Origin of the sequence: Caballeronia zhejiangensis (genome assembly GCF_022879815.1) — a bacterium.
Classification (GTDB): Bacteria; Pseudomonadota; Gammaproteobacteria; order Burkholderiales; family Burkholderiaceae; genus Caballeronia; species Caballeronia zhejiangensis.
Genome location: NZ_CP084285.1, coordinates 850,445 through 863,644, shown reverse-complemented (window position 1 = coordinate 863,644; position 13,200 = coordinate 850,445). Strand labels below are relative to the sequence as shown.

12 protein-coding genes are annotated in these 13,200 nt (G+C 63.6%); all 12 read left to right on the top strand.

Annotated features, from left to right (window positions below; genetic code table 11):
* Positions 1-173 precede the first annotated feature (173 nt).
* The 12 genes from LDZ23_RS25120 to LDZ23_RS25065 all read left to right on the top strand — a co-directional run bounded on the left by LDZ23_RS25120 (position 174) and on the right by LDZ23_RS25065 (position 13,125).
* Complete coding sequence (locus LDZ23_RS25120; protein WP_008347500.1) at positions 174-1,475, top strand: MFS transporter; 1,302 nt, start codon at positions 174-176, stop codon at positions 1,473-1,475.
* Between the two features lie 48 nt (positions 1,476-1,523).
* Positions 1,524-2,423, top strand: coding sequence for a L(+)-tartrate dehydratase subunit alpha (ttdA, locus tag LDZ23_RS25115; protein WP_008347498.1), 900 nt, complete (start codon positions 1,524-1,526; stop codon positions 2,421-2,423).
* Positions 2,420-3,028 carry a L(+)-tartrate dehydratase subunit beta gene (gene ttdB, locus LDZ23_RS25110; protein WP_008347496.1) on the top strand — a complete coding sequence of 203 codons (609 nt, stop codon included), beginning with the start codon at positions 2,420-2,422 and terminating at the stop codon, positions 3,026-3,028. Before ttdA ends, ttdB begins: the two co-directional genes overlap by 4 nt.
* Positions 3,029-3,152: 124 nt before the next feature.
* Positions 3,153-4,781, top strand: a complete 1,629-nt coding sequence (locus tag LDZ23_RS25105) for an FGGY-family carbohydrate kinase (protein WP_034473355.1) — start codon at positions 3,153-3,155, stop codon at positions 4,779-4,781.
* 106 nt (positions 4,782-4,887) lie between these two features.
* Positions 4,888-7,272 (top strand): bifunctional salicylyl-CoA 5-hydroxylase/oxidoreductase, encoded by a 2,385-nt coding sequence (locus tag LDZ23_RS25100; protein WP_008347493.1) that lies wholly within the window; start codon positions 4,888-4,890, stop codon positions 7,270-7,272.
* A 2-nt stretch (positions 7,273-7,274) separates the two neighbouring features.
* Positions 7,275-8,036, top strand: coding sequence for an SDR family NAD(P)-dependent oxidoreductase (locus LDZ23_RS25095; RefSeq protein WP_008347491.1), 762 nt, complete (start codon positions 7,275-7,277; stop codon positions 8,034-8,036).
* Positions 8,033-8,593, top strand: a complete 561-nt coding sequence (locus LDZ23_RS25090; RefSeq protein ID WP_008347489.1) for a MarR family winged helix-turn-helix transcriptional regulator — start codon at positions 8,033-8,035, stop codon at positions 8,591-8,593. Before LDZ23_RS25095 ends, LDZ23_RS25090 begins: the two co-directional genes overlap by 4 nt.
* Before the next feature lie 10 nt (positions 8,594-8,603).
* Complete coding sequence (locus LDZ23_RS25085) at positions 8,604-9,455, top strand: enoyl-CoA hydratase family protein (RefSeq protein ID WP_008347487.1); 852 nt, start codon at positions 8,604-8,606, stop codon at positions 9,453-9,455.
* On the top strand, positions 9,456-10,637 hold the full coding sequence (locus LDZ23_RS25080) for an acyl-CoA dehydrogenase family protein (protein ID WP_008347485.1): 1,182 nt from the start codon (positions 9,456-9,458) through the stop codon (positions 10,635-10,637).
* On the top strand, positions 10,634-11,083 hold the full coding sequence (locus tag LDZ23_RS25075) for an acyl-CoA thioesterase (RefSeq protein ID WP_008347484.1): 450 nt from the start codon (positions 10,634-10,636) through the stop codon (positions 11,081-11,083). The genes LDZ23_RS25080 and LDZ23_RS25075 overlap by 4 nt, the downstream gene beginning before the upstream one ends.
* Complete coding sequence (locus tag LDZ23_RS25070; RefSeq protein WP_008347482.1) at positions 11,080-11,475, top strand: RidA family protein; 396 nt, start codon at positions 11,080-11,082, stop codon at positions 11,473-11,475. Before LDZ23_RS25075 ends, LDZ23_RS25070 begins: the two co-directional genes overlap by 4 nt.
* Positions 11,476-11,487: 12 nt before the next feature.
* Positions 11,488-13,125: an AMP-binding protein gene (locus LDZ23_RS25065; protein WP_008347481.1), complete on the top strand. Its 1,638-nt coding sequence runs from the start codon at positions 11,488-11,490 to the stop codon at positions 13,123-13,125.
* Positions 13,126-13,200: the final 75 nt, after the last annotated feature.

Sequence of the window (13,200 nt, the reverse complement as noted above, 5' to 3'; positions counted from 1 at the left end):
GATTTTTTTGCAATGATGAATTAAGTTTAAGTCGATTCATACGCGATTCCAACGGTTTTAACCTAGGCGTCAGCTCACGTAAAGGGCGACCGCTTCGAGCCGACGTTCGAAGACGGCATCAAAACCGCACCAGACGGTTTCGAACCCTATCAATCGGAATCAGGAGACGTTCCATGGAAATGGACATCGAGAAGCGCACTCTGCGCAAGGTCAGCTGGCGCATCGTGCCGTTCATCATGCTGCTGTACTTCATCGCGTATATCGACCGGGTGAATATCGGCTTCGCGGCGCTCACGATGAAGACCGACCTCGGCTTCACCGCGTCGATTCTCGGCTTCGGCGCGGGCATCTTCTTCTGGGGCTATTTCCTGTTCGAAGTGCCGTCGAACATCGTGCTGCACAAGGTCGGCGCGCGCATCTGGATTGCGCGGGTCATGGTGACGTGGGCGATCATCTCGGCGGCGATGGCGTTCGTCACCGGGCCGACGAGCTTCTACATCATCCGCTTCCTGCTGGGCGCGGCCGAAGCGGGCTTCTTCCCCGGCATCATCCTGTATCTCAGCTACTGGTTTCCCGCGCGGCATCGCGCTGGCGTCGTCGCGTTCTTCATGGCCGCCGCGCCGCTTTCCACCGCGCTCGGCTCGCCGCTGTCCGCCGCGCTGCTCGAAATGGACGGCGTAATGGGACTGCACGGATGGCAATGGCTCTTCATCCTCGAAGCCGTGCCGGCGCTCATTCTCGGCGTGGTCGTCTTCTTCTACATGACCGACAAGCCCGAGAAGGCCAAATGGCTGAAGGACGACGAGCGCAACTGGCTGGTCGATGTCATGAACGCCGAAACCGCCAGCCGCGCGACCACGGCGAAGCACGGCATCATCAGCGGCCTTGCGAATCCCCGCGTAATCGCGCTGTCGCTGATTTACTTCGGCACGTCGGCGGGGCTGTACACGCTCGGCATCTGGGCGCCGCAGATCATCAAGCAACTGGGCGTGTCGTCGATGACCGTCGGCCTGCTCAACGCGATTCCGCCGATCGTGTCCGTCATCGCGATGGTGCTGTGGTCGCGCCATTCGGATCGCACCGGCGAGCGAACCTGGCACGTCGTGCTGGCGTGCGTCGCGGCGGCGGTCGGCCTGATCGTGGCGGCGATGGCCAATAGCGTCGTCGGTCTGATCGCCTCGCTGACGCTGGTGAACATCGGCATCAGTTGCGCGAAGCCGCCGCTCTGGACCATGCCGACGATGTTTCTCTCCGGCGCGGCGGCCGCCACCGGCATCGCGACGATCAACTCGATCGGCAATCTGGGCGGCTTCGCCGGTCCGGTCGTCATCGGCTGGCTCAAGGAATCGACGGGCAGCTATGCGGGCGGCCTCTATTTCGTCGCCGGTCTTCTCGTGATGTCCGCCGTGCTGACCTTGCTTCTCGCCCGCTCGCAGAAGCCTTCGGTATCGACCAGCAACGCCGCCGCACACTGAAAAAGCACGCGCGCGTCCCCCAACTCAACACGTCGTAGAGGAATCAAGATGGAAAAGGAAGCGGCCATTCAGTCCGTCACGGACACCATGGCGAAGTTCACCGCCTATATCGGCAAGCGCCTGCCGAAGGATGTCAAGGCGAAGCTCGCGGAATTGCGCACGATGGAAACCAATCCGCTCGCCAAGTCGATTTACGATTCGATGGACAGCAACCAGGACGCCGCCGACAAGCTGAACCGTCCGAGCTGTCAGGACACGGGCGTGATCCAGTATTTCGTCGAGGCGGGCGCGAATTTTCCGCTGCTCGGCGAGCTCGAGGAAATCCTTCAGGAAGCCACCGCCGGCGCGACGAAGCTCGGGCCTTTGCGTCACAACGCCGTCGAAACGTTCGACGAGAAGAACACGGGCACGAACACCGGCACGCAGATTCCGTGGCTCGACTGGCGCATCGTGCCGGAGAAGGACAGCTGCACGATCGACGTCTACATGGCGGGCGGCGGCTGCACGCTTCCCGGCGCGGCGAAGGTTCTGATGCCGGGGCAAGGCTATGAAGGCGTCGCCGAATTCGTGATGGACGTCATCACCGAGCGCGGCGTGAATGCGTGCCCGCCGCTGCTCGTCGGCGTCGGCGTATCCACTTCGGTCGAGACTGCCGCGCGACTGTCGAAGCTGGCGATCCTTCGTCCGGTCGATTCGAAGAGCGCGAATCCGCGCGCCGCGCTGATGGAAGAGTTGCTCGAACAAGGGCTCAACGAAGTCGGCATCGGCCCTCAGGGGCTCACCGGAAACAATAGCGTGATGGGCGTCAACATCGAATCGTCGGCGCGGCATCCGTCGACCATCGGGGTGGCCATCAACACCGGATGCTGGGCGCATCGCCGCGGCAAGATCCGCATCAACGCAGACATGTCCTACGAAGTGCTCTCGCATGAAGGAGTCGTACTGTGAAGAAGGTTCTGACAACCCCCATCAAAAGCGAAGACCTCGAGGATCTGAAGGTCGGCGACGTCGTCTATCTGACGGGGCGCCTGGTGACGTGCCGCGATGTCGCGCATCGTCGATTGATCGAGCAAGGGCGCGATCTGCCCGTCGATCTCAACGGCGGCGCGATCTTTCATGCGGGCCCGATCGTGCGCAAGAAGGACGACGGCGCGTTCGAGATGGTGTCCATCGGACCGACGACGAGCATGCGCATGGAGAAATTCGAGCGCGAGTTCATCGAGCAGACCGGCGTGAAGCTGATCGTCGGCAAAGGCGGCATGGGACCGGAAACGGCCGCGGGCTGCATGGAGCACAAGGCGGTTCATGCGATCTTCCCGGGCGGATGCGCGGTGCTCGCGGCGACGCTCGTCGAGGAAATCGAAGGCGCCGAATGGCAGGATCTCGGCATGCCCGAAACCTTGTGGATCAACCGCGTGAAGGAGTTCGGCCCGCTGATCATCTCGATCGATACCAAGGGCAACAATCTCATCCAGGAAAACAAGGCGGTCTTCAACGAGAGAAAGAAGCCGATCCTCGAAAAGATCAGCAAGGAACTCAGCTTCATCAAGTAGCGGCTTTAGACGAGCGCCTCGCGTTGCCGTCTTCGGAATTCGGGGTTCGGGCATACTACTCGGCGGCAGGTTTGCCGAACAGCGTCGATCTGCGACGCCCCTATCCCGAACCACGGACAGAGAGATGAACGCAAGCAACCGCAGCGCCGGCGAACGCTACGTCGTTGGCGTCGACGTCGGCACCGGCAGCGCACGCGCCGGAATTTTCGATACCGCCGGCAACATGGCCGCATCGGCGAAAAAGGACATCACGCTGTTTCATGAAAGCGGCGGCATCGTCGAGCAATCGAGCGGGGAAATCTGGAGCGCCGTCTGCCACGCCGTAAAAGCGGCGCTCGCGCAGGCGGCAATCGCGCCGGAGTCCGTCGCGGGCATCAGCTTCGATGCGACCTGCTCGCTCGTCGTGCTCGGCGATGGCGGCAAACCGCTGCCCGTGGGACCGTCGGAGCAGGCGGAACGCGACATCGTCGTCTGGATGGATCATCGCGCGATCGGGCAGGCGGAGCGCATCAACGCGACCGGCCACGCGGTGCTGAAATACGTCGGCGGCAGGATCTCACCGGAAATGGAGACGCCGAAGCTGTTGTGGCTTCTGGAAAACCGTCCGCGCGTCTTCGACGCCGCATGGCAATTCTTCGATCTCACCGACTTCCTGACATGGCGCGCGACCGGCGATACGTCGCGGTCGGTCTGCACCGTGACCTGCAAGTGGACCTATCTCGCGCATGAACGGCGCTGGGACGAGAGCTATTTCCGGACCATCGGTCTCGGCGCGCTGGCGGACGAGGGCTTCGCGCGCATCGGCCAGCAGGTGGTCGAACCGGGCACGCGGCTCGGCAACGGGCTGACCGAACGCGCCGCCGCGGAACTCGGGCTGATCGCGGGCACACCGGTCGGCGCGGGCGTGATCGATGCCCATGCGGGCGGCATCGGCACCGTGGGCGCACAGGGCGATCCGGAGTCGTGCCTCGCCTATGTGTTCGGCACGTCGTCATGCACGATGACGACGACCGCCGAGCCGGTCTTCGTGCCCGGCGTCTGGGGCCCGTACTTCTCGGCGATGGTGCCGCAGGCGTGGCTCAACGAAGGCGGTCAATCGGTCGCCGGCGCGGCGATCGAGCGCCTGCTCGCGATGCATCCCGCCGCCGCCGAAGCCACGCTTGGCGCGAAAGAGCGCGGCGAATCGCTGCCGGGCATGCTCGCCGGCTTGGCGGCTCAGGGCTCCGGCAGCCTGTCGGACGCGGTGAAGCTCGCCGATGGCCTGCACGTCGTCCCGGAGTTTCTCGGCAACCGCGCGCCCTTCGCCGATCCGCACGCGCGCGCGGTCATCGCCGGTCTCGGCATGGAAGCCGGCCTCGACAATCTGGTCGCGCTGTATGTCGCCGGCGTATGCAGCATCGCTTATGGTCTGCGGCAGATCATCGAAGCGCAGGCGGACGCCGGCGCGCCGATCGAGCGCGTGATGATCAGCGGCGGCGCGGGCCGGCTCGATCTCGTCCGGCAGCTGCTCGCCGATGCGACCGGCAAGCCGGTGCTGGCCACGCAGGTCGATGAGCCGGTGCTGCTCGGCGCCGCGATGCTCGGCGCGGTGGCGGGCGGTCTGTTCGGCGACGTTCGATCGGCGATGAGCGGCATGGCGCGCGTCGAAAAAACCTACGCGCCGGCAACGGGCGATCTCGCGCGCCTTCACGACGCGCGGTATCGGGCATTCATCCGCTTGCAGCGTTGCGCACGGGAAATCCGCGAAGACTAGCGGGGAAAAGTACGGACGCGCGGTGCGCTCCGTCGTCTTTTTACTTGACATCTAAATTATCCAAACCTAAATTATCACGAGGAAAGACACGAGTCGGAGAGCAAGCATGCGTATCGTCTGCATCGGCGGAGGTCCGGCGGGCCTGTATTTCGCGCTTTTGATGAAGCGCCGCCACCCCGCTTACGACATCACCGTCGTCGAACGCAACCGTCCTTACGACACGTTCGGCTGGGGCGTCGTGTTCTCCGACCAGACGCTCGGCAACCTGCGCGCGGCGGACCCGCCAAGCGCCGATGCCATTCTCGACGCCTTCAATCACTGGGACGACATCGACGTCCACATCGGCGGGCGCACCGTGCGCTCGTCGGGTCACGGCTTCTGCGGCATCGGCCGCAAACGTCTGCTGAATATCCTGCAAGCGCGTTGCGAAGACCTCGGCGTGAAGCTCGTCTTCGAAACGCAAGTCACGAACGACGAGGACTACGACGCCGATCTCATCATCGCGAGCGACGGATTGAACAGCGCGATTCGGCAGAAATACGCGTCGACGTATCAGCCCGATATCGACATGCGCGATTGCCGCTTCGTGTGGCTCGGCACGCACAAGTGCTTCGACGCATTCACGTTCGCGTTCGAAAAAACCGAATGGGGCTGGTTTCAGGCGCATGCTTATCGCTTCGATGAAGACACGTCGACGTTCATCGTCGAGGCGCCCGAACGCGTATGGCGTGCGGCCGGCCTCGCCGACATGAGCAAGGAAGACGGCATCGCGTTCTGCGAAAAGCTTTTTGCGAAGCATCTCGACGGCCACGCGCTGATCTCGAACGCCACGCACTTGCGCGGATCGGCGCAATGGATCCGCTTTCCGCGCGTCGTCAATCGCGAATGGGTGCATTGGCGCGAATCCGCGAACGGCAAACGGACGCCCGTCGTGTTGATGGGCGATGCCGCGCATACCGCGCATTTTTCGATCGGATCGGGGACGAAGCTCGCACTCGAAGATGCGATCGAACTCGCGAACAGCATCGACACTGCGTTCGCGATGAAGAACGGCGATCTCGACGGCGCGCTCGCGCATTACACGCAAGTACGCAGCGTCGATGTATTGCGCATTCAGAATGCCGCGCGCAATTCGACGGAGTGGTTCGAGCATGTGGATCGATACGCGTCGTTCGAGCCCGAGCAGTTTGCATACTCGTTGCTCACGCGCTCGCAGCGCATTTCGCATGAAAACCTGCGCGAGCGCGATGCAGGATATCTCGCCTCATTCGAAGACTGGCTGGCCGCGCGTGCGGGCATCGAGCGCAACGCGCGGCAACGATCCGTTCCGCCGATGTTCACGCCGTTCACATTGCGCGGCGTCACGCTGAAGAATCGCGTGGTCGTTTCGCCGATGGCGCAGTATTCCGCCGTCGATGGCATCGCGGGCGACTATCACCTGATGCATCTCGGCGCGCGCGCGATGGGCGGCGCCGCGCTCGTGATGACCGAGATGACCTGCGTGTCGCCCGAAGCGCGCATCACGCCGGGATGTCCGGGCATGTATGCGCCGGAGCATCTCGCGGCGTGGAAGCGCATCGTCGATTTCGTGCATGCGCAATCGGATGCGAAGATCGGCATGCAGCTCGGCCATGCGGGCGCGAAGGCATCGACGCGCGTGAGCTGGGAAGGCATCGATCAGCCGCTTCCCGATGGCAACTGGCCGCTGGTTTCCGCATCGCCACAACAGTATCTGCAAGGCGTGAGCCAATGGTCGCGCGAGGCATCGCACGACGAATTGCGCGAGATCGAAACGCAGTTCGTGCGCGCCACGGAAATGGCCGCGCTTGCAGGCTTCGACTGGCTCGAACTGCACTGCGCGCATGGCTACTTTCTGTCGAGCTTTCTCTCGCCGCTGACCAATCATCGCACTGACGAATACGGCGGCTCGCTCGAAAATCGCCTGCGTTATCCGCTCGAAGTATTCAAGGCGATGCGCGCCGTGTGGCCGCAAGACAAGCCGATGTCCGTTCGCATCTCCGCGCACGATTGGGTCGATGGCGGGACGACGCCCGACGACGCCGTCGAGATCGCGCGCGCATTCAAGGCCGCCGGCGCGGACATGATCGACGTCTCTTCAGGGCAAGTCAGCAAGCAGGAGAAGCCTGTGTTCGGGCGCATGTTCCAGACGCCGTTCGCGGATCGCATACGCAATGAAGCGGGTATCGCGACCATCGCGGTCGGCGCGATCTCGGAAGCGGATCACGTGAACAGCATCATCGCCGCGGGACGTGCGGACTTGTGCGCGGTGGCGCGCCCGCATCTCGCGAATCCATCGTGGACATTGAACGAGGCCGCGAAGATCGGCTACTTCGATATCGCGTGGCCGAAGCAATACGCGGCCGCCAAATCTCAACTGGAGCGCAATCTCGAACGCGAGCGCGCACTGGCCGCCGACAATGCGCGCCTCACGCCGCAAGAACGCGCGCAACGCGCTGAAGGAACGGTCTGATCATGACGACTCTCGCCGACAAACACGCGGTCGTGACAGGCGGTGGCAGCGGCATCGGCGCATCGTGCGCAGAGGCGCTCGCGCATGCCGGCGCACGCATCACGCTGATGGGCCGCGATCTCGCGCGCCTCGAAGCGCAGCGCGACGCGATGCGCGATTACGCCGACGTCGCGTGCATACGCGTCGATGTGACGAATGAAGCCGCCGTCGCCGAAGCCTTCTCGCGCGCCGGTCCGGCCGATATCCTCGTGAACAACGCAGGCCACGCGCAAGCCGCGCCTTTCACGCAAACCGATGCGGCACTGTGGCAACGCATGATCGACGTCAATCTCACCGGCGTGTTCTTCTGCACGCGCGCCGTGTTGCCGTCGATGCTGGAGCGTGGCTTTGGCCGCATCGTGAATGTCGCGAGCACGGCGGGACAGATCGGTTATGCGTATGTCGCGGCGTATTGCGCAGCGAAGCATGGCGTCATCGGTCTCACGCGCGCGCTCGCTCTCGAAGTCGCGACGAAGGGCATAACCGTCAACGCGGTATGCCCCGGTTATACCGAAACCGAGCTGCTGCGCGCATCGCTGGATCAGATCATGTCGAAGACCGCGCGCAGCGAACAGGACGCACGCGATGCGCTCGTGCGCAACAACCCGCAACGCCGTTTCGTGCAGCCGGAAGAAGTCGCCAACGCCGTGCTATGGCTGTGCGCGCCCGGTTCCGATGCGATGAACGGCCAGTCGATATCCGTATCAGGTGGAGAAGTAACGTGAGCAACATCGCAGGCAACAAGAAGACGAACGCCGCAACCGAGCAGAAAGCGCCGCGCAAGGGCGTGGAGAAACCGGCGGACAACGTCGTCGATCTCGAGATGAGCACCGGCGCCGACAGCCACATGGGACTGCGCTTATGGCTGCGCATGCTGACCACGACGAACCTCGTGCAAGCCGAACTGCGCAAGCGCCTGCGCACCGAGTTCGATACGACCTTGCCGCGCTTCGACCTGATGGCGCAACTCGAACGTCATCCCGAGGGCCTGAAGATGACCGAGCTATCGCGCCGCATGATGGTCACCGGCGGCAATGTGACGGGCATCACGGATCAGCTCGAAAAAGAAGGACTGGTATCGCGTTATGCCGATCCGAACGATCGCCGTTCGACGAGCGTGCGTCTCACGCCGCAAGGCCGCGCCGCGTTCGACAAGATGGCGACCGCGCATGAGCAATGGGTCGTCGAAATGTTCGGCGGTCTCGAACTGAACGAAAAATCGCAGACGCATCAGCGGCTCGGCAAGCTGAAGCAGCATCTGCTGAAGACGCTGAAGGACTAAGGAGACACAGATGAGCTCATCGAGCGCCGATGCGCTTCTCGCCGGCAATCGCGTAACGCTCGCGGACTATCGCGCGACGCACTTCGGATGGTCCGTCACGAACGATGTCGCGACGATCATGCTGAACCGGCCCGAACGCAAGAACCCGCTGACGTTCGGATCGTATGCGGAGTTGCGCGATCTGTTTCGGCAACTCGCCTATGCGACCGATGTGAAAGCCGTCGTGATCCACGGCGCGGGCGACAACTTCTGCTCCGGCGGCGACGTGCATGAAATCATCGCACCGCTGATCGATCTACCGATGCCCGAGCTATTGCTCTTCACTCGCATGACGGGCGATCTCGTCAAGGCGATGCGTCATTGCCCGCAGCCGATCATAGCCGCCGTCGATGGCGTCTGCGCGGGCGCGGGCGCGATCCTCGCGATGGCGTCCGACATGCGTCTCGGCACCGCGCGCAGCAAGCTCGCATTTCTCTTTGCGCGCGTCGGTCTCGCGGGCTGCGACATGGGCGCGTGTTCGATTCTGCCGCGCATCATCGGTCAGGGACGCGCTGCCGAATTGCTCTTCACGGGCCGCTCGGCAAGCGGCGAAGAAGGCTATCACTGGGGCTTCTACAACCGCCTTTGCGCACCCGAAACCTTGCTCGACGAAGCCGCGAAGCTCGCGTCCGAACTCGTCGCCGGGCCGACCTTCGCGCACGGCATCACGAAGAAGATGCTGCATCAGGAATGGAGCATGAGCATCGACGAAGCGATCGAATCGGAAGCGCAGGCGCAAGCCATCTGCATGAGCACGCGCGATTTCGAGCGCGCCTATCGCGCGTTCGCGGGGAAGACGCGTCCCGTGTTCGAAGGAGACTGAATGAACGCCGATCCACACAGCGCGCTCGCATGGCCCTTCTTCGATGAGAGACATCGCGAACTCGCACGCGATGCCGATGCATGGGCGAACGAGCATCTGAAGCATGTCGATCACGCCGATACCGACGCGGCCTGCAAGCGCCTCGTGCGCATGCTCGGCGATGCGGGATGGCTCAGGCATTGCATCGGCGGCACCCGATACGGCGCATCGAACGATACGATCGACACGCGCGCCGTGTGCCTGCTGCGCGAAACGCTCGCGAAACACGACGGCCTCGCGGACTTCGCCTTCGCGATGCAAGGGCTCGGCTCGGGCGCCATATCGCTCGCCGGCACCGATGCGCAGAAAGAGCGCTATTTGCCGCGCGTCGCGAACGGCACTGCATTGGCGGCGTTCGCGTTGTCGGAACCGGAAGCGGGATCGGATGTCGCGGCGATGTCGCTCGATGCGCGCGCCGATGGCGACGCCTACGTGCTGAACGGCGACAAGACGTGGATATCGAACGGCGGCATCGCGGACTTCCATGTCGTGTTCGCGCGCACAGGCGAAGCGCCGGGCTCGCGCGGCATCAGCGCGTTCATCGTCGATGCGGATACGCCCGGCTTGCAGATCGCCGAACGCATCGACGTGATCGCGCCGCATCCGCTCGCGCGCCTGCACTTCGAGAACGCGCGCGTGCCGCGCAGTCAGATGCTGGGCGCCGCGGGCGAAGGCTTCAAGATCGCGATGCGCACGCTCGATATCTTCCGCACGTCGGTGGCGGCGGCATCGCTCGGCTTCGCGCGTCACGCGATGCAGGAAGGGCTCGAACGCGCCGCATCGCGCAAGATGTTCGGCCAGACGCTCGGCGACTTTCAGCTCACGCAGGCGAAGCTCGCGCAGATGGCGTTGACCATCGACACGAGCGCGCTACTCGTGTATCGCGCCGCGTGGCTGCGCGATCAGGGCGAGAGCGTGACGCGCGAAGCCGCGATGGCGAAATGGCACGCGAGCGAAGGCGCGCAACAGGTCATCGATGCAGCCGTGCAGTTGTGGGGCGGCCTCGGCGTGAAGAGCGGTACGGCGGTCGAATCGCTGTATCGCGAGATACGCGCGCTGCGCATCTATGAAGGCGCGACGGAAGTGCAGCAGTTGATCGTCGGACGCGACTTGCTCAAGGCGCACGGAGCACATCAACGATGACACAACGCTTCGACATGCCGATGCGAATCCGCTTCGCGCACTGCGATCCGGCGGGCATCGTGTACTTTCCGCAATACCTGGTGATGACGAACATGCTCGTCGAAGACTGGTTCGACGATGCGCTCGGCATCGACTACGCGCACATGATCTCGCGGCGCCGCGTCGGACTTCCCATCGTCAAGCTCAATTGCGAGTTCTCGCGACCGAGCCGCATGGGCGAAACGGTGACGCTGTCGCTCGCGGTCGATTCCGTCGGACAGCGCTCGATCCGCATCGACATCGTCTGTCATTGCGACGGCGAAGTGCGCTTTCGCGCGAAGCAGGTCCTCGTGACGACATCGCTCGACGATGGCCGCTCGATCGCCATTCCCGGCGACATCGCCCTCGCGATCGAACGGTTCGCGCCGGGCACGAGCCGCGCACTTCAAGAGGAATCACGCTCATGAAAAAGACCCTTCAGCCTTCGGACTGGATCAAGCCGCGCGGTTACGCGAACGGCGTCGCGGTGCGCGGCACGCAGGTGTTCATCGCGGGGCAGATCGGCTGGGACGAAGAGGCGCGCTTCGTCAGCAACGCATTCGGCGCTCAGGCCGCGCAGGCGCTGCGCAATATCGTGGCCGTGCTGCGCGAAGCGGGCGGCAAGCCGGAGCATCTCGTTCGCATGACGTGGTACGTGACCGACAAGCGCGCGTATCTCGCGGCGGCGAAGGAAATCGGCGCGGCATTCCGCGAGCTGATCGGCGATTACGACATCGCGATGAGTGCGGTGCAAGTCGTCGCGCTCATCGAAGACGATGCGCTGGTGGAGATCGAAGCCACGGCTGTTATCCCCGACTAAGCGGAGGACACGATGGAACGCTCGGCACACATCGATACTTTCGCGCGCGATCATCTGCCGCCGCAGGAACAATGGCCGGTGCTCATGCTCGACAATGCGGACGTCGCTTATCCGGCGCGCGTGAATTGCGCGACCGAATTGCTGGATCGCGCGATCGAGAGCGGACATGGCGATCGCACGGCAATCTGGTCCGATGCGAACGGCGAGCCGCACGCAACGACGTATCGCGAGTTGCGCACGCTCGTGAATCGCAGCGCGCATGTGCTCGTCGATGAAATGGGTTTGCGTCCGGGCAATCGCGTGTTGTTGCGCGGGCCGAATACCTTGCAGATGGCCGTCGCGTTCTTCGCGGCGCTGAAGGCCGGTCTCGTCGTCGTGCCGACGATGCCGCTGCTGCGCGCGAAAGAACTGAAGCAGATCATCGAGAAGGCGCGGATATCGGCGGCGCTATGCGATGTGCGTCTCATGGAAGAACTGCAGCGCTGCACGACGAAAGGCGACGACTTCCATTGCGAAGCGCTCGCGCAAGTGCTGACGTTTCACGACGATGCACCCGCGTCGCTCGAATCGCTGGCTCGAAGCAAGCCCGATCATTTCGATGCCTGCGACACCGCCGCCGACGACGTGTGCCTCATCGCATTCACGAGCGGCACGACCGGCGCGCCGAAAGGCTGCATGCACTTTCATCGCGACGTCCTTGCGATGTGCGATCTGTTCCCGCGACACATCCTGAAGCCCACGGCCGACGATGTGTTCTGCGGCACGCCGCCGCTCGCGTTCACGTTCGGCCTCGGCGGCCTGCTGTGCTTTCCATTGCGCGTGGGCGCGTCGACGATCCTGCTCGAAAAGCTCACGCCCGAAACGCTCCTGCAAACCGTGCAGCGCTTTCGCGCGACGATCATGTTCACTGCGCCGACGTTCTATCGGCAGATGGCGCCGCTCATCGAAGGCTTCGATGTGTCGAGCCTGAAGAAGACCGTGTCGGCGGGCGAAGCGTTGCCCGATTCCACGCGCGCGTCATGGCGCGAAGCGAGCGGCATCGAAATGATCGACGGCATCGGCGGCACGGAGATGATCCATATCTTCGTTTCGTCGGCGGGTGCGGACGTGCGCGAGCACGCGATCGGACGCGCGGTGCCGGGCTATATCGTGCAGGCCGTCGACGATGCGATGCAGCCGGTGCCGCCCGGAACCATCGGCAAGCTCGCGGTGCGCGGCCCGACGGGTTGCCGCTATCTCGCCGATGAACGTCAGTCGAAATTCGTGCGCGACGGCTGGAACTTGCCCGGCGATTCCGTCGTGATCGATGATGACGGTTACGTGTTCTATCAGGCGCGCGCCGACGACATGATCGTATCGGCGGGCTACAACATCTCCGGGCCGGAAGTGGAAAGCGTGCTGATGCAGCATGAAGCGGTGGCGGAATGCGGCGTGATCGGCGTGCCCGATGAAACGCGCGGGCAAGCGGTAAAGGCGTTCGTCGTGCTCAATCCCGGTTTCACCGGCGACGATGCGCTCATTGCTGAATTGCAGGCGTTCGTCAAGCGCACTGTCGCGCCTTACAAGTATCCGCGCATCGTGACGTTTCTAACGGCGTTGCCGCGCACCGAGACGGGCAAGCTCAAGCGCTTCGCGTTGCGCTCGATGTAGCAAGCTCGAAAAACGTTTGCTTGGTAGAGTATGGCTCACGCCCGCCGCGAGGCGGCTTGCCCACTCTTCCGAGCA